The 22,196-nt window shown below is 65.2% G+C and carries 15 protein-coding genes; 9 read left to right on the top strand and 6 right to left on the bottom strand.

Features of this window, described 5'->3' with window-relative positions; translation table 11 throughout:
• Positions 1 to 36: 36 nt before the first annotated feature.
• Positions 37 to 888: a HEPN domain-containing protein gene (locus AC1DV7_RS10420; RefSeq protein ID WP_477597051.1), complete on the top strand. Its 852-nt coding sequence runs from the start codon at positions 37 to 39 to the stop codon at positions 886 to 888.
• A gap of 89 nt (positions 889 to 977) precedes the next feature.
• On the opposite strand, the gene AC1DV7_RS10425 is transcribed toward AC1DV7_RS10420, so the two are convergent.
• Entirely contained in the window at positions 978 to 2,030 is a 1,053-nt protein-coding gene (locus AC1DV7_RS10425; RefSeq protein WP_477597052.1) for a DNA cytosine methyltransferase, read from the bottom strand.
• Positions 2,031 to 2,161: 131 nt separating this feature from the next.
• Here AC1DV7_RS10425 and AC1DV7_RS10430 point away from each other — a divergent pair, with 131 nt between their 5' ends.
• The 5 genes from AC1DV7_RS10430 to AC1DV7_RS10450 all read left to right on the top strand — a co-directional run bounded on the left by AC1DV7_RS10430 (position 2,162) and on the right by AC1DV7_RS10450 (position 9,872).
• The gene (locus tag AC1DV7_RS10430; protein ID WP_477597053.1) at positions 2,162 to 2,638 is read left to right on the top strand and encodes a very short patch repair endonuclease; all 477 of its coding nucleotides are present in this window, start codon (positions 2,162 to 2,164) and stop codon (positions 2,636 to 2,638) included.
• 40 nt (positions 2,639 to 2,678) lie between these two features.
• Positions 2,679 to 5,807, top strand: coding sequence for an ATP-dependent helicase (locus AC1DV7_RS10435; RefSeq protein ID WP_477597054.1), 3,129 nt, complete (start codon positions 2,679 to 2,681; stop codon positions 5,805 to 5,807).
• Positions 5,808 to 5,865: 58 nt separating this feature from the next.
• On the top strand, positions 5,866 to 7,539 hold the full coding sequence (locus AC1DV7_RS10440; protein WP_477597055.1) for a hypothetical protein: 1,674 nt from the start codon (positions 5,866 to 5,868) through the stop codon (positions 7,537 to 7,539).
• 81 nt (positions 7,540 to 7,620) lie between these two features.
• Complete coding sequence (locus tag AC1DV7_RS10445; RefSeq protein WP_477597056.1) at positions 7,621 to 7,923, top strand: hypothetical protein; 303 nt, start codon at positions 7,621 to 7,623, stop codon at positions 7,921 to 7,923.
• A 380-nt stretch (positions 7,924 to 8,303) separates the two neighbouring features.
• Positions 8,304 to 9,872, top strand: a complete 1,569-nt coding sequence (locus tag AC1DV7_RS10450; RefSeq protein WP_477597057.1) for a hypothetical protein — start codon at positions 8,304 to 8,306, stop codon at positions 9,870 to 9,872.
• 485 nt (positions 9,873 to 10,357) lie between these two features.
• Here the strand turns inward: AC1DV7_RS10450 and ung are convergent, their stop codons facing one another.
• Positions 10,358 to 11,401: a uracil-DNA glycosylase gene (ung, locus tag AC1DV7_RS10455; RefSeq protein ID WP_477597058.1), complete on the bottom strand. Its 1,044-nt coding sequence runs from the start codon at positions 11,399 to 11,401 to the stop codon at positions 10,358 to 10,360.
• A gap of 219 nt (positions 11,402 to 11,620) precedes the next feature.
• Positions 11,621 to 13,528 carry a TY-Chap domain-containing protein gene (locus tag AC1DV7_RS10460; RefSeq protein WP_477597059.1) on the bottom strand — a complete coding sequence of 636 codons (1,908 nt, stop codon included), beginning with the start codon at positions 13,526 to 13,528 and terminating at the stop codon, positions 11,621 to 11,623.
• Between the two features lie 472 nt (positions 13,529 to 14,000).
• On the opposite strand from AC1DV7_RS10460, the gene AC1DV7_RS10465 reads away from it, so the two are divergent.
• Entirely contained in the window at positions 14,001 to 15,008 is a 1,008-nt protein-coding gene (locus tag AC1DV7_RS10465) for a TY-Chap2 family putative peptide chaperone (RefSeq protein WP_477597060.1), read from the top strand.
• A 102-nt stretch (positions 15,009 to 15,110) separates the two neighbouring features.
• Here AC1DV7_RS10465 and AC1DV7_RS10470 read toward each other — a convergent pair whose 3' ends face one another.
• The 3 genes from AC1DV7_RS10470 to AC1DV7_RS10480 form a co-directional block, all read right to left on the bottom strand.
• Positions 15,111 to 15,476: a hypothetical protein gene (locus tag AC1DV7_RS10470; protein ID WP_477597061.1), complete on the bottom strand. Its 366-nt coding sequence runs from the start codon at positions 15,474 to 15,476 to the stop codon at positions 15,111 to 15,113.
• Positions 15,473 to 17,953, bottom strand: a complete 2,481-nt coding sequence (locus AC1DV7_RS10475) for an ATP-binding protein (RefSeq protein ID WP_477597062.1) — start codon at positions 17,951 to 17,953, stop codon at positions 15,473 to 15,475. The genes AC1DV7_RS10470 and AC1DV7_RS10475 overlap by 4 nt, the downstream gene beginning before the upstream one ends.
• A gap of 985 nt (positions 17,954 to 18,938) precedes the next feature.
• Positions 18,939 to 19,232, bottom strand: a complete 294-nt coding sequence (locus tag AC1DV7_RS10480) for a hypothetical protein (protein WP_477597063.1) — start codon at positions 19,230 to 19,232, stop codon at positions 18,939 to 18,941.
• A 224-nt stretch (positions 19,233 to 19,456) separates the two neighbouring features.
• On the opposite strand from AC1DV7_RS10480, the gene AC1DV7_RS10485 reads away from it, so the two are divergent.
• Together AC1DV7_RS10485 and AC1DV7_RS10490 are read left to right on the top strand one after the other, a co-directional pair.
• Entirely contained in the window at positions 19,457 to 21,295 is a 1,839-nt protein-coding gene (locus AC1DV7_RS10485) for a DNA sulfur modification protein DndB (RefSeq protein WP_477597064.1), read from the top strand.
• Positions 21,296 to 21,399: 104 nt separating this feature from the next.
• Positions 21,400 to 21,990, top strand: a complete 591-nt coding sequence (locus AC1DV7_RS10490; RefSeq protein WP_477597080.1) for a pentapeptide repeat-containing protein — start codon at positions 21,400 to 21,402, stop codon at positions 21,988 to 21,990.
• Positions 21,991 to 22,196: the final 206 nt, after the last annotated feature.

The following is a 22,196-nucleotide window of genomic DNA, read 5'->3' on the forward strand; positions in this document are numbered from 1 at the left end:
CTCACACTGCCCCGCCGATCACTCCGATAGGACCTCATGGCTCGCCAGACCAAGCCGGACCCCTTGCAGGCGTTCGCCCTCAACATGGATGATGCACGGCAGCTGACCCGCCTCGCCGAGGCCCTGACCAATCAGCGCACACGACGGCTTCGCGCCGAGATGCGCGACAAGCTCGGTCAGGCGTTGCGGATTCCTGTGTCGAAGCGGCCGGAACTGGACTGCATCCGCAGCGGTGACGCCTACGTGATCCTCACGCCCGGGTCTCAGCTGTCCCGGGCGCAGCTGGAGGACCTGCGACCCTTGCTGCGGCAGGCGGTCGTTGCCGGCGCTGCCGCGACCGAGACGTACATGGCGGATATCGCACTCAAGCACGTCGGCACCTTGGTGCGGTCCGAGGCGAAGGCGAACGACAAGGTGCGCCGTATCCCGATGTCGGTGGGGGACTGGGTCTACATCGAGCAGCACTACCAACACCGCCGGCGCGGCCTACGCTCCCGGGTGCTCGAACCGTATATTCGCGAGTTCTCCAGCACCTCACCGACCAAGGTGGGCGAGCTGCTCGCCCTGTTGGGCCTGAAGAACTGGTCCAAGACCGTGGATCACCTGCGTCGCCGCCCGGCCCAGGACACCGTCCAAGCGCTGGAGCGGATCACTGCGCGCCGCAACAAGATCGCGCACGAGGGCGACCGGCGCGGCTACGGGCGAGCGCACATCACGATCGAGGAGGTGGTGCGCGACCTCGACACCCTGGAGTCCATCGTCCAGGCGATCGACAAGGCGATCGGTGACCAGTTCACCAAGCCGTCCGCGACCGCGACGACGGACGGGTCGACAGGCGCAATCGTGCCGTCGGCGCGAGTGCAGGTGGCTCCGTCGACCGGGAGCTGAGCGGGGACCGGTGGACTCACGTGGGGGGGGCCCACCCGTCGGCACCTGCGTCGCGGGGTCGCCGGGGCGGCAGATCCGGCGACCGCTTCTCAGAGGGGCGCGTCGGCGAGCACGCCGGCGATGGCGCGCCCCAGCGGGGGAGGGACGGCATTGCCGATTTGCTTGGCGATGGCTGTCTTCGAACCGACCCATCGGTAGTCGTCGGGGAAGCCCTGGATCCGTGCGGCTTCGTGGTGGGTCAGTGCCCGGTCCTCCGTCGGGTGCAGGTAGCGGCCCTTCTCCGGCTTGAAGAACTCGGTGCGGATCGTGACTGACGGGGTGTCCCACCGCAGCCGGCCCATCACATCGGCGGATCCGGAACGATGCCTCCTCCAACACGGAGACAGCAGTCGGTCGGGGATGTCGAACCTGTTGCCGCCCGCCGGGATATGGCCGAACCGTTCGAGCGAGAGGTCCTCGTAGAACCGGGTCAGGTGGAGTTCCGCGGTCTCGAACGCACCGGGGAGCGGCCTGCCGTTCACTTCGACCCACCGGGGCGGCAGGTCGCGCCGCGTCACGGTCTCAGGTAGCCCGCCCAACACGTCCTTGAGGGTGCGCCACGTGGCCCTGTGGTGGGTCGGCTCCGGGAAGCCGGGGAAAGGCAGATCCCGGTGGTGACCGATCACCACGACGCGTTTGCGTACCTGGGCAGTTCCGAAGTCGGCGGCGTTCAGGACTCTGGCCTGGAAGGCGTACTGACCGAGCCGACCGCTGGGTCGAGTTTGACGTCGGAACCGTTCGAACTGCACGGACTCGACGAACCGAGGCACGTTCTCGAGCACGAAGTACTTCGGCGTGCATCGGCGGATCGTCTCGGCGTACCGCAGCCACAGCTGGTTGCGTTCGTCCAGCACATCGCGTTTGCCCAGGGCCGAAAAGCCCTGACACGGTGGCCCGCCCACGATGAGGTCGACCGTCGGGCAGTCGCCCGCCTTGAGCCAGTCTTGGATCGTTCCGCTGAAGACCGTCGCCGGGTCGTGGTTCTGGGCGTAGGTGGCGGCAGCTGCTGGGTCGTTCTCGACGGCCTTGACGGTCGCGAAGCGCGGAGACGCCTGGTGGAGCCCGTGACTCAACCCGCCGGCGCCGGCGAAGAGGTCGAGCACCGTGATGTTGCCTCGTGCCGCGGACCGTGGTGCTCGAGTCATGGTCGCACCCTAGCCGGCCACTGGCCGCGCCACGGTCCGCGGGGGTCGACAATGGCGGTGTGTCGTCGTCGCGCGAAGAGTCGCAGATCGTGACTGATCCTGCGACCTCTGCACGGATGTCGGCGCAGCGGCGACGTGACACGCAGGCCGAGCTGGCGGTCAGGAGGGTCCTGCACCGGCGGGGTCTGCGGTACCGGGTGAACAGGCCACTGCTGGGGGGCTCCCGGCGGCGTGCAGACGTCACGTTCCCGACCGAGCGGGTCGTGGTGTTCGTGGACGGTTGCTTCTGGCACTGCTGCCCCGACCACCAAACCTGGCCCAAGACCAACAGCGACTGGTGGGCGGACAAGCTGCGCCGGAACGTCGCCCGCGACCGCGAGACCGACGACCAGCTGAGCGCGGCCGGCTGGGCGGTGATCCGGGTCTGGGAACACGAGGACCCGGGGTCGGCTGCGGACCGGATCGAGTCCGTGGTCCGTGAACGGCGTCGACCTTCGCGCCGACCGCCAGGTCGGTCGCCCGAGGGTGATCCCTCGAAAGTCCCGACCTGTGTCGGCGGGCCGTGATAGTTGTATCCGGAACATTCAGACCATAGGGGGACGCAGGGTGCCGGACACCGACAAGGCGGACGTGAAGGGTCTGCTTCTTGAGGGACTGAGTGACGAGGCCGCCGCCGTCGTGCAATCCCAGGCGCGCAGCCTGCTGGTCGTGGCCGGGGCGGGCGCCGGGAAGACCGAAGCGATGGCGCGTCGCATCGCCTGGTGGCATGCCGTCGACGGCGTGCCTAAGGACCGCATCGTCGCGTTCACCTTCACCGAGCGGGCGGCGGAGGAGATGAAGTTTCGGGTCCGTCGCTTCATGGCGAAGGTGTCCCCGGACGGTGAAGACCCGAGCCTGGGCGGCATGTACGTGGGGACCATCCACAGCTACTGCCTCAACCAGCTGAGGGCCTTGTGGCCCCAGGAGTTCCACAACGACGAGATCGTCGACGACGTCGCGCGCTACGCGCTCATCCAACAGGGCTTCGACTTCACCCTGGGCCTGCCGGGGTTGCAGCAGGCGTTGGGGATCGGCAAGAACTACCCGCCGTCGAGGGCCGACACCATCGAGTACTTCCTACGCGCGTATGACCTTCTCAACGAGTACAACCACCTCGAGGTCAAGCTCCCCGACTCACCCAGGCCAGACTTCGGACAGGAGTCGGAGTGGTGCAAGGAAGCCGCGCTGGCGGAGCCGGTCGGGGACGACGCAGTCGCGCAAGCCTTCTCCAAGTCCGCCGCGCGGTACTACGCTTTCCTGCGCTGTCGCCACTTCCTGGACTTCAGCACCTCCCAGTCGGAGCTCATCCGGCGCCTTGACACAGACCCCGCCAAGCTGGCGCAGCTGCGAGCCGCTACCACCCACCTCGTCATCGACGAGGTGCAGGACGTCAACCAGGTCCAGGACGACCTGCGCCGCATGATCGTCGGCGATGCCGGTCACCTCACCGCGGTCGGTGACCACCGACAAGCCATCTACGGGTTCCGCGGAGGCCGGGTGGACCTGATGGCGGACCTGGCAGCAGAGGTCGGGTCCGCGACCGACGGCGACCTGCTGCAGATGACCGCCAACTACCGGTCGACTCCGCGCATCGTGCAACTGTCTAACGCTTGGAATGGCACGATCCCCCCGCCCGGAACGATGTCCTCCGCAGACATGAGCGCCGGCCGCAAGAACCGCACAGATCTGGACCCGACTCACGTCATGACCGTGGAGTTCGCGGAGCGGAGTGACGAGGCAGCCTGGATCGCGCAGACCATTCGGCGGCTCGTCGACGGCGACCAAGGCGCCCATCACGACACCCGCGACGCGGTGCGGGGGATCACCTACTCCGACATCGGGGTTCTCGTTCGGTCCTCGACCGACGCCCGCACGTACCAGGAGGCCCTCCGCGCCGCCGGCGTCCCAGCCGTCGTCCGCGCCGGGCCCGACCTGTTCGCCCAGCCGGAGGTGCTCCTGTTCGCCTCCGCCCTGTACGCCAGCGTCGGGCGCGACGAGTTCCCGGCCTCCGGCTGGAACAAGAAAACCATCGGCAACCGGGTGAACGACGAGCTGGGAATCGTCACGGCCAGTGCCCGAGACGCGATCCCGGCCGCCTACACGCGTCTGGCCCACGAGGGTCTGTCAGTGGCTCCAGGGGTAGCCGAACGCGTCCTGGCCGCCGCCGACGCCATCGCCGCCCGCCTATCCGGTGAACGCGTCGACGAGGCCGCCCTCGCCGCGATCAGAGGCAAGGAGCTGCGCGACTTCCTCAAGCGCCGCGAGGACGTCCGCCGCGTCTTCCCACAGTCCATCTTCCAGTGGCTGCTCGCTGAGGGGGAGGTGGCCGACTGGGACGACGACTCCCAGCGCGGTCGCATGGCCATGTTCCACCTCGGCCAGCTGAGCAGCCTGGTGACCGGGATCGAAACCCCGGGCTGGTCCAGCCCGGGCGGCTTCCGCTACCAGGTCCAAAGCCTGATGCTGTGGGCAAGCAAGCAGGCCAGCCCGGAAGAAGCACCGCTCATGGTTGCCCCTGACGCGGTCACCGTCTCAACCATCCACAGCGTCAAGGGGTTGGAGTACGCGGCCGTCTTCGTGGCCGACGTCGTCTCCCGCCGATTCCCGAGCCAGTTCGCCGGCAGGGGCCCCGACCTTCCGTACAGCCCCGAGCTCGCGGCCAAGCTGTCCACCCAGTACCTCGCTGACAACGCCAACAAGGACGGCGAACGACGCCTCATGTACGTCGCCCTGACCCGGGCCGAGCGGTACCTGTTCGTCACCTCCAGTAAGCCGTCCCCGTTCTTCAAGGACCTGGCCATCCTGGCTCAAGCCGTCGGCGGCACTGCCGCCGTCGGCACCCATGCGGCGCCGCAGGTGACGCTGGAGACCGCGACCGCCAGCAACGAGTCCCGCCTAGTCACGTCGTTCTCCGACCTGCGCTACTTCCTCGAGTGCTCGCACGACTTCTACCTGCGCAAGGTGCTGGGTTTCACTCCCACCATCGACCAAGCCTTCGGTTACGGGCGCGGCGTACACAACCTGATGCGCGAAGTTCACCTGGCACCGGCGGAGTGGGCTGAACTGGCCCAGGACCCCAGCGCCTTGGAGGCGCGACTGCGAGAGATGGTCTCCTCGGGCATGTTCTACCTGCGGCACACGACCGGTGAACCAGCCCGCCGAATGCGGGAAAAGGGCGTCAAGATCGTGGCCGACTACGTCACGACCTACGGCGATGAACTGTCACAGCTGGAGTTCGAACCCGAGCGCGAGTTCGAGGTCCTGCTGCCTGAGGAGAACGTCCTCATCACCGGGGCCATCGACGTGGTCCGCCGGGACAACCCGCCACGCGTGTCGATCATCGACTTCAAGTCCGGCGAAGTCGACAGCGACCGTCACCAAGCCCTCGATCACGACGAAATGCGTCTGCAGGTCTCGATCTACGCGGTGGCCGCCAAACAGGAACTCCAGTACGAGCCTGAGCTCGGTCTGGTCCGGTACCTGGCCGAGACCGACCCGGACAAGCGCGAGATGCAGGTCCCGCTCGCTGACGGAGTGATCGAGGAGAGTCGCAAGCAGGTCGCCCAGTTGGCCGCTGCAATCCAGAGTCGGCAGTTCCGTGGTTCACCCACCGCTCCTGATCCCACCGACGCCAAGGAGCGGTGCAGGAACTGCGACTTCGAGCACCTCTGCTCGTTGTCGCTAGCGCGCAAGTAGCCATCGAGGTACACGTACCCCGCGACAACCCCCGTGTGAAGACGAAGCGAGGACACCCATGACCGACGAACCCGAGACCGAGCTCGAGACTGAGCCGCATCCTGGCGGCGAGTCAGGCGACGTCCACGAGAGCACCGACCCTTCGACTGCGCTCGTGCAGATTGCGGACGACCTGGCCGTCTTCTTTGGCGACGCCGTCCCGACGGGTCTCGAGCTCATCCCTTTCACCCTGGTGGACGAGGCCACCCGCGCTTCGCTGTCCAACACGATCGCCGACGCGGCGGGTTTCGGAAACGCCGTGGCTCAGGGCGTGAACGGACTGATGCAGGCGCATGGTCTGGTCCGACTCGCGCCGCAGACTCTCGAGCAGCTCAAGACCGCCGCACCGCTGGTGAAGGACGGTTGGAACCTGGGGACCCTCGCCACCGAGGGCAGGTTCGTCGCCCAGGTCAGGTGGCTACCCGCCGGTGGGGCAACGGCGGCCTCGGTGGTCGCGTCGATGGGACCGGCCCTGACGCTGATGGCCATTCAGTTCCAGCTGAACCAGATTGCTGAGCTCGCCAAACACAACCTCGAGCTGACGTCCAAGGTGCTCCAGGTGGTTAGGCAGGAGCAGTGGTCCGAGGCAACGGGGTACTACAACACACTGATCAAGGAGCTCGGCAACGCCCGCGAGATCGGTGTCGTTACCGATTCCATCTACAAGGAGATCCGCGGGTACCAAGGACCCCTGTCGACCCAATGGGATCTGTTCGAAAGGGCTGTTCAAGGACACGTCACGGGGCTTCGAGCAAGGCACGGGCACAAGCAGCGTCAGCAGTACCTTTTGGACAACGGGCAGGCGATCCTGGCCGACGTCCAGGCGTTGCTGTTGGCGCAGACATCGTGGTTCACCTATCAGGCGATGCGTGCCGGCCACCTTCTCGACGGCGCGGCATCGAACCCTCGGGACGAGGCGCTGCTGAAGAAGCTCGTGACCGACGCTCGCCAGCTGCACAGCAAGACGTTGGACGAGACCGACTGGCTGCTTGAGCAGCTCGCCCGGGAGTTCGCCGTCATCGGCGAGCTGCCTGGCAAGCGGAAACTGAAGATAGGTAGCAGCGAGAGCGCCGCCAAGGAAGTCGCGCAGATGGTGCGGCAGCTGCAGAAGGCGCTTGCGGCTATCAGGGATGCGACGGTCCACACGGATCCGGCTACCTTCGAGCTGCCCGCGATCCGAGTCTTCGAAGCGGGTGTTCCAGGTGAGCTGAAGCGCATCCTGCCCTTGCGTCTCGAACGGGGGGAGCAGGTTCTCGCGTTGGCAGAGGCGTCGTGCGACCGATGGGACTGGAACTTCCGCGACTCGGGATGGGTGGCTGTTACCGACCAAAGGGTGCTGATTACCAAACAGGACTCACTTCGACGGGTCGGTGCCATCGACATCGCCCTGGACCTCGACGACCTTCGCTATGTCAGGAGGCCCCACACACCCAGGGACAAGAGCCCAACTCTCGACGTCATCACCAAGGAGACGAGTCTGACTCTGAAGTTCGGTTCGTGGGCCAAGGACGGAGAACACCGTGCCGACACCGAACGGTTCGGGGAGTTGTTGGCGAGCTTCATGCGGCTCCCACCGTCTGAGGTGCCGACAGTGCTCATCGCGCAGGGTGCGCCTGCCCTCGAAGCATCCGTGACAGATATCGAAACGTCGCGGCCAACCACTCCTACAACCGAGCCGGAACCCAGGCCATGATTCGACGACCCGTGCCGCTGCCGCCAGTTATGGACTCTGTGGCAGTCCGACGTCCTCGCAACATCGAGGCACCCTGACGCAATGGAGGACACGATGGACGCCGCTTTCACGTCTCTGTATGACGAGGCCCGATCAGCGCTCGTCGAGGGCTACCGGAAGGCCGATCAGAGTGTCCTCTCTTTTGCCATCGAGCACGACACCTCCACATACGAGGTGTGGCGCCTCATCGGAGATGAGGCGTCGCTTCAGGGCGATCGGGCCATGGAGTACCTCGCGGAACATCCGCTTGAGGCGCGCCCATCGACCCTGTCGGTAGAAGCCGTCGCGAAGGCCCTTGGGTGGGCGTGGGAGAAGTGGTCAACTCGAGGTCGTGGGCAAGGCTAGGACGCCCCGCGCGGCCCGCGGCCCAGCACTCGTTTGTGTGAGCCCCTTGCTTGGACTTACCGAGCGTGATGCGGCCGCGAACCCCTCGTGCTCTTGTGGGGAGGTGCCGTCCCGATCGAGCGTCTTTGCCCTCGCCTCGTGGGCCACGGACTCTTTGACGCTCGCTTGAATCGGCCGATCGGGCCGATTACGGCACCCATTGGTCCTGTTTGATCGGTTTCTGGTGCCTGTGTCGGTACCGCCTTCTAGTGTCATCTGCCAGGACTGGGGAGGGGTTTCTTGTGACGGTGATAGCGAGCCAGGGTGCAAAGCTGGTCGGATCCGAGAGTGAGGCGCGGGCCCTCGCCGCCAGTCTCAACAGGCCGGATCGAGCCCGTCCCGTGGTTGTCGTCAGCACGGCGGCCGGCCAAGCCGCCCCGTACGTCGATGTCGATGAGATTGCGGAAGCATTGGCCGACCTCGCTGAGATCTACATCGTCCCCACCGGTGACGTTTCCTGGGCGTTCTCGGTCGCGATGCCAGCGCAGACCCAGGTGTACGGGGGAGCGAGTCGGGTCTACCCCACGGATACGTCTTGGGTGACCCGCCCATCGGCGTCGCCGCTGCGGTTCGCGTTTGGGATCCACGACCGCGTACGAATGACTGAGCTGCTCATTGCCGATGCCATGGGGATGGCTCTCGCAGCAGGGTTGTTCAAAGCGCCAAGCGCCGGGCGGCTGGTGACGGCCGGCGGTGCGGTGTTGGGGACGGCCGGCGGTCGTGCGTTGGTGGACACCGACAGGGGGATGGCCTCGGTATGGCCAGAGCTCACGGTTCCGGGCGTCGCTGCTGAACGTCTGTTCGTCAAGGGCATGACCGTGACCGGGGACCTGGATTCGGAAAGCCACCGTCTTGATGTGCGTGCCTCCATGCGGTCGACCGCGAGCCTTGCGCAGGCGTATTCCGCGGGACAGACCGTGCTCGGCCGGGTAGCCCGCGTCGACAAGGGTGGGTGCCATCTCGAGCTGCTGCCTGAACTCAGGGTGTTCGCGGACCGCAGCGTCGTGGTCGCGGACCAGAAAGTGGCCCTCACCGAACTGCTGACAATGGGGGAGGTGGTCAAGGCCACGGTCGTCACCGTGGGCGCGACCACCGGCAAGGGATGGGTCCTCGACCTGATCGACGTGGACCCGGAGGCCGAGCCCTACGCACCCGCCTTGTTCGCCGGAGGGCCCCCGTGGCTCGCTCTCGCTGAGGCCGTCGCGCCGCCGGTGGAGGTCGAGCCGCCCGCGAATGCGGTCGTGACTGAGGAGCCGCCTGCACCTGTCGCGCCCGGCGGCGGCAATGCGCAGGAGTTGGCGTCACAGCTGGCCGCGATGAGGCAGGAGCGAGACGGGTACCTGCACGAACTCGCGTCGGCCCGGACACGGCTCGAGCGGCTGGAAGTTGAGCGCACACGGCTTCGCGCGCAGGCGCGCGAAGCCAGCAACGTGGCCGACCGCAGGGCGCGTGAAGCCGATGGGCTCGCGGCCCAGCTCGCGGTGTCCGCCAACGACGGACACCTGTTCGCACACCCCGTCGACCAGCTCGAGTTCGAGGTACGTCTGGCGTGGGCACGGCGCACGACTCCCGACGAGAAGTCGTCACTGCCCCTGGCCGCCTACGAGTTGGCAGAGGGATTCATCGCCTCACTCGACGACGTTGACGGCATCAGCCGTCAAAAGGTGGTCGACGTGGTCGTCGACGTGCTCACCGGTCGAGTGCACGAGCTGGGAAGCCGCGACAGCCACCAGCTTCGGGAGTCGGACGGTCCCAGCGCCGCCTACGTCAAGCGTGCGGATGGGTCCACCTGCTGGCGGGTCGCGCTGCAACGCAACACCCCACAAGCTCGCCGCCTGCACTACTGGCAGCGCCCAGACGGCTCGGTGGAACTCTCAGCCGTACGCAAGCACGACGACATGCGGCCATAGCCCTTCTTGGTCTGAAGGCACTAGGAGCCGTCGCACCAAGTGAACTCAGGACCGAGGCGGATCTGTTCGCCAATGCCGTCCTAGGGATCGCAAAGTGTCGTGTCAGGACGTCTCAGACTGTCGTCTGAAAACGTCGCAAAGTGTAGTTCGCGCAGGTCAGCGCCATAGCGTCCGGCACCGCCCAGCGTCTCCCAGCAGGGGCAGAGTGCTGCGTGCTGGCACTGCAACAGTGGCTAGCCCAAGCCGCGGCAAGTCCATCGACGCCGCTGGACCACGGGACATCAGTCGGTAACGGTTGAGGCGCGACCCGCCCTGACGCACCCTGATGCAGTGGACTGCACACCCCGACGCAACGACGTTCCCACCAGGAGGCTCGCGACAACCGTCAGTGTGATCCGGAAGCCGCTAACTATGCACACATCTGAGCCAGCCAATGGCGCTCCTCGACATGAGGCGTCGCCGGCCCAGCGCATAGCGTCGAAGCCCTAGACCCAGTCGATGCCCTCTTGACCAGACTTTTCGAGCAGCTCATTCGTTCTGGTGAAGGGCCGGCTGCCGAGGAAGCTGCGGTTTGCCGAGAGGGGAGAGGGGTGTGACGAGCTGATCACGGCATGGCGTGAGAGGTCCACGCGCTTCGCTTTGCGCGCGGCGTCCTTGCCCCACAGGATGAACACGACTCGGACCGGGCGGGCGTTGATGGTGTCGACGACCGCGTCGGTGAATGTCTCCCATCCCTGCTGGTTCCATCTCCAGCGCCGGTGAACCATCCGGTCCTCCTTCGAGCCAGCGCGTACGGTCGCCACCGTGTTCAGCAGGAGCACGCCATCCTTGGCCCAGGCTTCCAGGTTGCCGTGAGCGGGCGCAGGGACACCCAGATCAGACTCGAGCTCCGCATGGATGTTCTTGAGCGACGGGGGCTTCGGAACTCCGACCGGTACCGAGAAGGCGAGTCCATGCGCTTGCCCCGGGTTGGGGTAGGGGTCCTGTCCGAGAATCACGACTTTGACCGTGTCGAAAGGCGTGAGCTCGAAAGCCGCGAAGGTCTTGGAAGGAGGAGGGAACACGTCGTGCCTCCCGCGTTCGTCCTCCACAAACTCCAGGAGCCTGGACCAGTATTCCTCCTCGAGTTCGCCGCCGAGTCGATCGGCCCAGCCTCCGCGCAGGACGTCTTCTCCACGGTCGTATGCCCAGCTCTCCGGCTCCTCGAGCCCAGTCTCCTCGGGCCAAGGCGGAATCGATCCCGCTGCCATGTAGACCCGGCCGTTGGTCGGCACCACCAGCGGACCGCCGCCTACCATCACCTCATCCGAGTGGTGCGGGTCCTGATGCCCAACGATCCACAGCCCCTGGAGGGGGTTCGGCAGCGCCGAGACAGCCACATCGGGCATTCCCTCCTCGCGGAAGTACGCAGTCGCCTTCCTCATCGCCTCAGCCCGCGTGAGCATCGGCCGAGGTGGGATCCCGGCGCGCTGCTCTTCCTGCGCCGTGAAGGCCGCGTCCCAAAGGGAGTCCAAGTCACCGTCGACCATGCCTCCGCCCTTTCGTGTCGCCCGCGCCCATGGACCTCCAGGCAAGTCCGAGCGTACGGACGCCGTGCGACACCGTCCCGGGAACGGGCGTGGCTCGCCTATCGACCGTCGGGTCCGCCACGCTGGTTGGCCCTACGGCCAGGTTGCTTGTCCGCCGCCGCTCAGGCCCAGTAGTACTGACGGGCGGGTGATACGACGATCCCGGTCGAGCGGCGCAAGTTACTGGCGTTGGCCGCCGCTGGAGATCACCCCCTCGGGTCCGATCTCGCCTCTCAGCAGTGCGCGTAGGTCACCTATATGGGTCGGGTAGGCGCCTGCGAAGGTCTTGGGTGCGGTACTTCCGGTCGGATGCCAGAGGTAGACGACCAGCCGTTGCTGTCCTCCGACGTTGACCAACGCCATGTTGTCGCCCTCGCGCCAGTGCTCGCCCTTCTGGAGCCCGAAGGCCGGCCCGAGCGGCCAGATGCCGGAAAGGAGAGTGCGGGACCGTTGGCCCAGGACGACGACGAGGTCGGCGGGGCTGAGATTCAGAATGCTGTCGAGGTGCCGGTCGGCGCAGGTGAGGGCCGCTTGGGCGACTCCCGCTTCTGCTTTTGATTTGCAGTGGACGACTTCGGTCATGACGTAGTCGTGCGCGGGGCTCGCCGGGCGTTCGAGCAGTTCCTCGGCGCGGTGGCGGATGTTGTTCCAGAACGCCACCGGCTTCGGTGAGAGAGTGCCGTCCTTTCGTCGGAAGCGGCCGTCCTCCGTGGCCCATCCGCTGGGTGAGTCGAATCGGTGTCGTACGAAGTCCGTGATGTCTTCGTCGGCCCAGTCGGCGGTCGGGTAGAGCTCGGCGACGTCACCGCTTTGATGGTCACCGGCTTCGCTGATCGATGGGTTGGACGAGAGGAACACGATGCGCCCAGTTTCGAGGTTGCCCGCCCACGCCTCGGGTACCTGGAACCGGTTTGGGGCGGCCGGTTGGAGGTTGACGACTTTCCGGCAGGGGTGTCCGGACTGTGTGCGTGCGGCGTCTACCTCGAGGCAACGCGCCACGCTGAGGGCGACCGCCGACGGGGAAGGGGCACCGGCCCGTTCGATCGTCGCCAGCCAGGACCGGAAATGGTCGTCGTTGCCGATGCTGAGTTTGACGTGGTCGGGCACGACGTGAGCGGCCAGCGCGGCTGGGGCCAGTGAGAACTGCCCACTTGTAGCCCCGTAGACGGCCTTGAGCGTGAATCTGAGGGTCTCGGCGATGGCTGCCGCGGCGACATGCGCCGGCCAGTGCTGCCAATGGTTGGGCGTGTCGTCGTCCGGTGTGGACCAGCCCAGTGTGCGCAGCTGCTCCAGCTGGACATCGGCCAGTGGTGAGTCGAAGAAGGCGCTGCCGGGTACCTCCGCGTAGACGCTGCCGTCGTCGTGCCCGAGGGCTTGTGCGTACACGCCATCACCGTCAGGCCAGGTGGGTACGTCCAGAACGAACCGCGTCCCGGGCTTCTGGCGCAGATGCTCCACGCATCGCCCCAGCACCACGGCCAGCAGAGTGGCCGGGGCAGTCGGAGTTGCCGGCATGGTCGATTCCCGGGCCCGGCCAGGCGCTGAGGCGCTACGGACACCGGCCAGTGACCGCTCGGGGCGATGCAGGGTAGGGACACTGACAAGTCTGGGGAAGTGTCCGGCCGCGAGGGGGTAGGTTCCCAGCTCGCCGAATCCGTGGATCTCGACCGTCACCCGGGTGCCGCCCGGTTCGGCGAGGGGCACCAGCTGCATCAGCGCGTGGTACCAGCCCCCGTAGCCCAGGGACCGTAGGACCAGCCGCTCGCCACTGGCGGACAGGTGGACGGGTGCCTCCGGAGACAACGGGTGGGCCGAGTGGTCGGCGAGATGGAGGGGGTCTCCACCGCCGGTCCACGTCGACCGCCACGCGGAGGTCTCCTGGACACGGCGGACCAAATGCGCCAGGTCCTCCGGCCGGTCGGTCAGTCGGTCGTCCGCGACTTCCAGGTGCCAGCGTCCGCCCGTTCTCAACCAATGGTCCCCACCCAGGATGCCCCAGGCAGCGAACTCGTCGACGCCGGCACCCCACCACAGCTCAATGAGGCGTCTGGCGCGCTTCGTCGCCTCGTTGCCGCCGGTCGATCGCATCAGGCTCGGCATACTGGCGCCGGGATTCGGCAGCCCGAGCCCGAACCGAGACAGGTGCACCAAGGGGGTCCACCAAATGGACTTGGTCCATGGGTCGGCTCGGTCAGGTGGTCGGGCCGGGAACTGGTCGGCGAATGCGTCCGGGTCGGGCAGCGCTGACCACATCAACGAGATGAGCCGGGCACCGGCGGCATCGCCCCACGGGTCCACCGTCGCCGCTGGCCCAAGATCGCGAGCGACTGCCCAACGACTCACGTGCACACCTGCCTTCCGAGCGTCGCGATGGTCGCTGTCATTCAACCGGAGAGGCCAGTCGCTGTGGTCTGCGTTGACCAAATGTCCTGCAGCTTCTTCTTCTTGGCCGGTAAGGCGGCAGCCCGAACAGACCCAGGAGACTGAAGCGCCGTGGTCGTGAGGGCTGGCTGGGTAGCATCCCAGCACGTGCCGCATTCGCGCTGCTGAAGGAGGGGTCATGCAACTGCGTCAAACGGAGGCGGCAGCATGGAGGTTGGCGGCAGAACTGGTCCGATGGCACCCGACTTGGCGGGTCATCGCAGGCTACGTCGGTGACGGTCCGCAGGAGGCTCTCTGCCTGATCGATGTCGACACCGCCACCGAGGTGCTGCAGATCGACCCACGCACTGCAGTTCGTTTCCCGTCCGGCGACGGTGCGGCGCCCTGTCCGACACTGGACACCTCGGTGGTGTGGGAAACCCTGGCTTCGCCCGGGGGCGTTGGGCTCGTAACGAACACGATTCACGAACACCTCGGAGTCACCCCGCCCAAACGACACCCACAGAGCACCCCTGAAGGGATTGGCTACCGGGTCATCGGCGCCGTCCTTACGGCCGACGCCGCAAACGCGAAACCGATGATGGCGTTCAACGGGCGCAGAGGGGAGAAACCCCGCGACAGCCACCTGCGCGCCCGCCCAGAGACGGCCGCCTACCGGCCAAAGCAAGTGTGGATGCTCGTGCGCGACGGCACTGTGGTGGCCCACTTCGCCGGCGGCTTCGTCTGGACAGCCTCCGGTGAACGTCTCAACTTGGCCGACCGACGGGCCCGCGGGCACAGCATCGCCACACTGGYTGCCGCTGTGAATGACGGTGCGCAGCCGACGCGCAGGGGTCGGATCCCCGGTGGAGACGGCTTCATCGAAGTTCCCCCCGTGGACGACATCAACGTCCTCAATGAGTTCGCCCACACCTACGACGGATACGAGCTGCTGGCCCGCGACCCGCACCGGCTGTACGACCAAGTGGGTCCCATCCTTGAAGTGGTGAAACGCGGGGGCAGGGTGCCTGACCATGTCGGTTTGGACATGGCGCGAGGGGCTCTCTTCTACCTAGCCCGCGAAGCGCACCACGTCGGATGGCTCACCGAGAACGATCTTCCGGTATGGGTCCCCATCGTCCAACACATTCGAGCGCTCTCCGGTGGCCGGGTCGCCGTGCTGTATCCGCCGCGTCACGCGAGCTAGGGCAACGCGCTCATCACCATGTGGCAGGGTCCCCGGCTCATCAGGGTCGTCGTGACCGTCGAGCGGTCCTTTGATCGACGGCGGCCAAGGGTCGCTCGGCAACTAGCCCGCGTTGATCGCCGCCCTGTCCGCCCGCTCTGCCAGTCCGCCCACGACCTCGACAAGGTGCAGAACCTCGACGTGGCCAGGAGTCAGTTCATACGCGTGCTGATGGCACGCTTCGCTCAAGCGCGCCCAGGCATACTCGGCCCGTGTCGCGAGCGCTGGCTCTTCTTCGCGATAGAGGGATTCGAGGCAGGTCAGCCTGGCTCGTCCGCTGGCCATGGGGCCTGGGTCGACGCCCTTGGCCTGGAGCAGTTTCGTCACAACATCCTCGAGCGCTGAGCGGGCGAACCATGCCGCTCGGCGGTTGGCGTGGGAGTCGTCTTGACCGAGCTGGGCGACCGCAAGGGCGAGGAGGGTGCTCACGCGGTGGCCTTGAGGTCCTTGATGAGCCGCTCGACGTCCTTGGCCACCTCGCTTGGGTCGAGTTCGGGTTTGAGACCGTTGTGCATCGCCGTCCCGACATTGCGTAAAGCGAACTTCCGGTAGGGCGCGCTGGCCCAGCTGTCGAGCTCGTGATCGGGGCGTAGCTCGCTGAAGACGGCGAGCATGACCTTCTTGCGGGTCGTCCCGGCTGCCTGCCATTCGTCCTCGACCTCGGTCACCGCTGCGCCACCCTTGATCGCGCGGCTGAAGAACGTGTCCTTGGCCGCCGCCTCGGTGGCGAAACGGAGCAGTCCGGGCAGTGTGCGGCGTACAGCGAGCTCGGGCAGGCGGTCGGCTTCGTGCTCGGCGATCAAGCCAAACGCGTCCTTGAGGTAGCGCGTCGACGGGTCGGTGAGGGTGCTGACCGAAACACGCGAGCCGTGGCCGCGGGTGACCTCGAGGATCGTGGCATCGAGACTGGACCTGCGCACGGCTGCAGGCAGCCGGTCATCGTGGGAGAACACGACGATCTGGCGATTGCGCGCGAGTTCGCCTAGTAGCTCGACAAGCCCGTCAACCTTCGCGGGGTCCATTGCCTGGATGGGGTCATCGAGGACGAGGAAACGGAAGGGCGAGTCCGCCATCGTCGCGCGCGGTATGAATAGGGACAGTGCTAGCGCGTGGAGCTCGCCTTGGCTGAGCACCGCGATGCTCCCTGCGTCGGCACCGTCAATGGTGGCCGCGATCTGCACCCGGCGCTTGGTGGCTGAACCCTCAAGGGAAAGCGTTCCGATCTCGACGTTGCTTTCTTGACGGAGTCTGCTCCAGGCGTGTTTGGCGCCCTCGCTAATGGGACGAAGTCGCTCGTTCTTTAGTTTGAGGTCATTGTCCTTCAGCCACTTCTCGGCGGATGCGAGCCGGTCGCGGACCGGCTCGGTACCCATAACCTCGTCCCAAACGTCGCACCACGCGGCGATCCGGGAGGCGAGGGGCTGCCAGACGTCGTTGAGGCGGTCGAGCTCCGCGCCCGCGGTCGCGCGCAACGTCTCGAGCGAGCCGAGAAGTGCTCCGACATGGGTCTCGACGTGATCCGCGCAAGCCAAGTGCGCACCCATGTCGTCCCCGATCGGGAAGTCAACGAAGAGGTCCCAAGCGGCCCGGGCGGCGCCGACGGCGTCCTCGGTGGACGGGACCGGAGAGTGCTGCAGCGCGACCGGTCTGTATGCCCGCAGCTTGGCCAGCTCAGCCAACGCGATGCGTAGAGTCTGCTGGGCACTGGCAAGGTCGCTCATCTGGCGACGGAGATCGGCGGCCAACCCCGCGCTCGTTGCCCGCCACTCGTCGTCGAGCTCGGTGCGCCGGCAAACCGGGCATGTCATGTCGCCGTGGTCGGCGTGGAGCTGCAGCGCCGCCTCCAGGACCTCCAGCCGACCGAGTTCGCGCTGTGAGACCGCCACAGCGCTATCCGCGACGCCGGTGACTGCCGATCGCACCTGCTCAGCTACCTGCGCGACGCGGGCGGCGCTGGTTGGGAATGTGACGGCTGTCAGCGCCTGCAGCGCGCCGATCGGCCCGGCCGGTCTCGTCGCGACACCCGTGGCAAGGGCCCGGAGAGCCGCGCTGTCGGGCGAGGTTTTTTTCAGCAGTGCCGCAGCTTCGCCAGCCCGCTCGTCCTGCAACCGGGCAGCATCCGTCAGCAGCACCCTGCGCTGGGTGTTGGCCGTCGACTGCGGAGCCCTTAGGTCCTTGAGACGACCCTGAATCCTTTTGAGTGCGTCGGTGATCTGCTCGACGCCGAGGATGCTCGCCAACGCGTCGTACAGCTTGCTCGGCCCTTGTTCAAGAAGGCCCCCGAGCTCGTCGTAGGACAGCATCGGGCGGAACTGCTCTAGGGGACGCGACCAGCCAAGGTCGCCCAGGCCGTCCTGTTGAGGCTGGATCTGTCCGTCCAAGGTGCGCTGGGTCCGCGTCTTGCGGGATGTCAGTTCGGTCTGGTCATCGGTCCATGACGTGACTACTGTGACCGGCCCGCGTGCCTCCTCCACCAGCCCAATGTGGACCTGCGCGTGGGGGTGATGCAGGTTGCGCCACCTCTCGCTCCACATCGTCGGTTTGTTGCGCCACCGGTAAGTCTCGCCGGTGAGGACGAGCTCGAGCGCCTCGGCAAGGCTGGACTTGCCGGACCCGTTGCGTCCGGCCACGATTGTGAGCCCGGGGCGGGGGTGGAGTCGCAACGTCGTGGCGGGACCGATCCCGCGAAAACCTTCAACCGTCACCGACATAAGGAACGTGCCGCCCGCGTCCTCCACCGAAGCGCTCAAACTGGCTCGCTCACGGCCCGCGGAGGCGCCCTCGGCGAGGTAGGCGTCGAGCTCAACGTCGCCGTCTAGGGCGGCCAGGATGAGCAAACCCACCTCGTCGTCGAGGCCGGAAGCGGTGATTTGATCGTCGACCCACGTCACAAGTTCGGTGTTCACGTTGGACACCGTWGGGGGCGGCGCCGACACGGTCCGCCGAAACATCGCAACAACCCAAMTCGACTCTAGGTCGAGTCGCGTTGTGGTTGCCGACAAGGAACCTGGCTCGGGAGCTGTGGCGGTCGCGTTGGCGTGTGCGGCCTTCGGGGCACTGGCAGACTGGCTCAGCCGGGACCGGAACCGTGACAACGAAGACCTCGTCAGCCTGTGGCTGACCCGCTACCCGGACGAACTGACGACCCCTAGCCGGAGGCGCGCCGGACGTTGTCCGCGTCAGTCCGGTCAGGTTACCTGGCCAACTGAGGTGGTTGGCAACAGTCGGCCGGTCGAAGGTCCGACTCGGCAAGCTGCCCGGGCGTGTGGATGACGCGCTCGCCCAACACGGCTTGCTCCGCACCCTCCCAATCCCCGGTGACGTTGAAGCAGTCGGGATGGTGGTAGACCCCCCTGCCCCCACGGATGCTTACGAACGACCCAGCCGGTACCTCAAGCTGTTTCGTCCCGCGCCGGTAACTCGGCTCAGGCGGCCAACAGAGCGCACAGCGCTGCATGTCGTGGAGGTCGCAGCGCCGTAGTGGGCCTTTCGCCTGGTCGGGCACCTAGGCACTGTAATGCGGCAGTCTGAAGTGATGGGCGACTTCAACCCCACTTACCTCAAGTCCTGTGACCTGCCGGAGACAAGTCGCGGTGCTTAGCAATGTCGCTCTGACCGTCGGATGGTCATTGTTTGACCGACCACACTTCAGGTCAGTCTCGGCGGGTTCAAATCCTTTGAGTAAGATTCCTGAGTGCCCACGCGCCGTGTGGAACCCGCATGCGGGTTCCCATGTGCACCGAAGGATGTGCCCTATAAATGTTTGACAGAAATTTACAGGGCGCCGCATCAGCCATTTCCGTTGCAACATATATTGGAGCCGACCCCATCCAGCAACAAGTATTGGCGCCATCGATACCGGCCGTATATGCCTGGATATTCGACTTCCGCCTATTGTTGGGCCGCCCCGAAGATGACGTTGATCAGGCCCTTGGGCGATTCATGTCCCTTCAGGGAAGGATCATTGCTCCTAGCACTGATCCCTTCCTGCGAGCGCAGTGGAGGGCCGCACGACCAGCCCTGCCACTGGATCGGCGGGAGGTCGTCGTCGGGCACCTCGCTGCAGCAACGGAATTTGGCCAACAATTGGCAGACATGGGAAATCGCCTTCAGCGTCCGTCCTATTGCGGCATCTCTGAAAATTTGCAAAGGCGTCTGACAGAGCACCTCGATCAACAGAGTCACCTAATAGATGATCTCGCGCCCGTCCGAGCGATAGATTGTACGGTGCTCTGGGTGCCTGTAGATGTTTCCACAGTGCGGAAAGATGACGGCGGCGAGGACGATTTCGATGAAGGGCGTGCGCTGAGAATATTTGAGTCCTTCCTAATACGGACGGCCGCCCCCCTGCTTAACGAAGTAATGGACTCTTAAGGAATCTAATGACGAGCGAAATATTTGCCCCTCCCGTGGCCGCGCAAACGCGCGGACCATTCCTCTCTCTTCGCGGCGGTTTCGACTTTGGAAGCGCGAAGGTACCCTTCTGGGCCGTCACGCTTCGTGCGGAGGATGCGGTCAACTACATCCGGCTTCCCAGCGACATTCCAATTAGTGACTCGCGTCCCATCGATATCAACGAACTCTTCCAACGCGAACTGGACGAGTCGAGGGTTCAAGGTGAACTGCGTGCCTACATAAAGTCTGCCGACGAGCCCAGATTCTTCAATTCTCTTACAGTGGCCCTCCTGCCGCTCATCAAGGAAAAGGATGACGGGCACCTTCATCTGGCCGATTCCTATGCCGTGACAGGCCGGTTTGCTCACCCGCCTGTGGCGGGGTATGCCCTGAACGACATCGGCCAAATTGCCACCTATGACCACCCCACTGATCCTGGCCACGGGTTCATCGCTTGGGATCCATCGTCGACCATGCCTGTTGTCTTGGACGGCCAGCATCGCCTCGCAACGCTGAAAGACGCTCTGTCTGGTGCGGCGTTCCCTGGCAAGGCCGACCTTGCTGGCTCCCGAATATCGATCCTATTCCTTGTACTTGACGCACGAGCGGGATTCACTAACGGCCCCGGGTCAAGCGTCCTATCAGCGTGTAGATCTGTCTTCATCGATCTAAACAAGCATGCGAAGAGCGTGTCCAAAGCGAGGCAATACCTTCTTGATGACAGAGATGTCACGGCGTCAGCATTGCGAGCCGTGTTGGATGACACTGTTGAAGCGAATCCCGAAGGTAGTGTGGCGGAGCGCGTAGGGACCTCTGCAAGGTTGCCTCTTGCCCTGGTGGATTGGCGAAGTGATTCAGCGAAGTTCGATGGCGAGAGCCCCTATCTAACAACGATCTTGGCCCTTCATGGCGTCATAGAAGCCATCGTTGCAGCAAAGGCGCCCAACTCGGACGAGTATGAAGAGCTGCGAGGCTATTGTCAGCGTATCGTCGCGCGCTTGCTACCTTCTGACGAGGCCCCCGCCGTGCAGGAGGAACTACTGACTGCCCTAGAAGTGGCTTCGGTCATGGAACGCCCGTTCTCGCTTCCTCTCAATGTTGTCAAACGATTGGCGGAGGGATTCAGGGCGAAGTATGGAGCGCGCATCGTCCGGCCCCTGACCGAGATCGCTCCCTATCGCGCCATCATCGGGAAATTTGAGTCGAGTGGGTGGTTATCTACTAGAGTTGAGCCGTGGTTCTCGCTTGATCCTGTTGGCGCCTCACGGTTGATTGAGGGATTGGAGATGGCGGATCCCGGGCCGAGCGTGCATGCCGCGAGTCGAAGTCTCAAGGCTGACAACTTGGCTTTTCAGGTCGTCTTTCAAAGAGGCCTTCTTCTGGCTCTTCACTCAATTTTGGCATTCCCAGGCGAAATATGGACCGAGGGGTTTGGCCTTGAAGGCGTTGGTGATCCTGATCGTTTGATTTCGGAGTACATCAAACGAGCCGACGAGCGGTTGGTGCCGAGCCTTGAGGCCGGAGCCCGAGCTGACTCACCATTCGTGGGGGCTGGTGTGCGTAGCGATGGCACGATCGATTTCCGAAAGACCCGGATAGCGGGGATTGTCGGCGTTATGACCTTGGCGGTGATGGCCCCGCGCGGCGCGTCAAGAGATGAGCTGGCCAATTGGCTCTCGGACAACTGGACCAGACAGAACGGTGCTGTGACGCCCGTACAGCAGTTGCTAGCCAGCCACGGGAGCGCGTGGCGCCGGGGACTCGCAGATGTCCTGCGGGCTCGCGGTGTTGATGTAGAGGAGACCACCATCCTTTCTCTCGCCGCCGACCAACTTTCCCGCCTTGTTCCATGAACCAGAAATCGATTCTGCTATTGGGTGCGATCGTTCTCGGTGGCCTAGCGCTGCTTATTGTGGGGGACTCGCCAACAAAGTTCGCTGATGTGGGCGTCGGGGTCATGACCGGCGCGGCGGTTGGGGTAGCACTATTGGTTGCGGAGGCAGACCGAGCGAGGCGTGACAAGGAAGAAGAGCGGCGCCTCCGCCGTGCTTCGGAGGATGAGCGGCGAGAGCGAGCGGAGCGGCGTGAAGCGGATCTGAAGTTCGAGGAAGCACGCCGCCTCGAGGACCAGAAGCGTCAGGAGGCCGCGATTCGTAGTCTCTTGGTGCAGCAGCTTGTTACCACGACTCGCTCTTTGAAGGGTCTTCGTCTTTCTGGGGAAAGCTTGCCTGGTCTGTATCTTGCTGGTCTGAACGTGGATCATGGGCACTTCAATGGAACGGACTTGATGCGCGCCAATTTGTCAAATGCGCAGGTTAGGAATTGCGACTTTGCCTCCGCGAAGCTCCGTGGGTGTTCCCTCGAAGATGCCACGTTCACCAACTGTGATTTCCAGGGTGCCGATATGACCGCAATAGCATTGGGGGGTGCTCACTTCATTGAGTGCAACTTCCGAGGAGTGCTTGGAGACGGTGCCGTTGGCTCAGCGCGATTCCAACGTTGTGAGTCGCCCCCAACCGAATGGGTCGGCGCGGACACGTCCTGGTAACCGTCTCCCCGTGTCGTTCCTCCGCGCGTGCAGTGCGGCGGACGGCTTCGCGCTCGGGCCTTGCCCACGGCAGCACCTGGCCGATCGCCGCCTCGTTCGTCAGGGCGCTGCTTAGGGAGTGGGGGTTATCGGCTGAACTCACTGCGTTTGGTTGACTCTGGGGTGACATGGGGGCGCGGCGGGTGCGGCTCGCCTGGCATCGGCGA

The organism is Pedococcus sp. P2_E4 (assembly GCF_056403935.1).

Bases quoted from the DNA above. Each gene is read 5' to 3' on its own strand.
- AC1DV7_RS10420 (WP_477597051.1), top strand. From the start codon at position 37: ATGGCTCGCCAGACCAAGCCGGACCCCTTGCAGGCGTTCGCCCTCAAC.
- AC1DV7_RS10440 (WP_477597055.1), top strand. From the start codon at position 5,866: ATGACCGACGAACCCGAGACCGAGCTCGAGACTGAGCCGCATCCTGGC.
- AC1DV7_RS10460 (WP_477597059.1), bottom strand. From the start codon at position 13,528: ATGCGATCGACCGGCGGCAACGAGGCGACGAAGCGCGCCAGACGCCTC.
- ung (WP_477597058.1), bottom strand. From the start codon at position 11,401: ATGGTCGACGGTGACTTGGACTCCCTTTGGGACGCGGCCTTCACGGCG.
- AC1DV7_RS10490 (WP_477597080.1), top strand. From the start codon at position 21,400: ATGACCGGCGCGGCGGTTGGGGTAGCACTATTGGTTGCGGAGGCAGAC.
- AC1DV7_RS10445 (WP_477597056.1), top strand. From the start codon at position 7,621: ATGGAGGACACGATGGACGCCGCTTTCACGTCTCTGTATGACGAGGCC.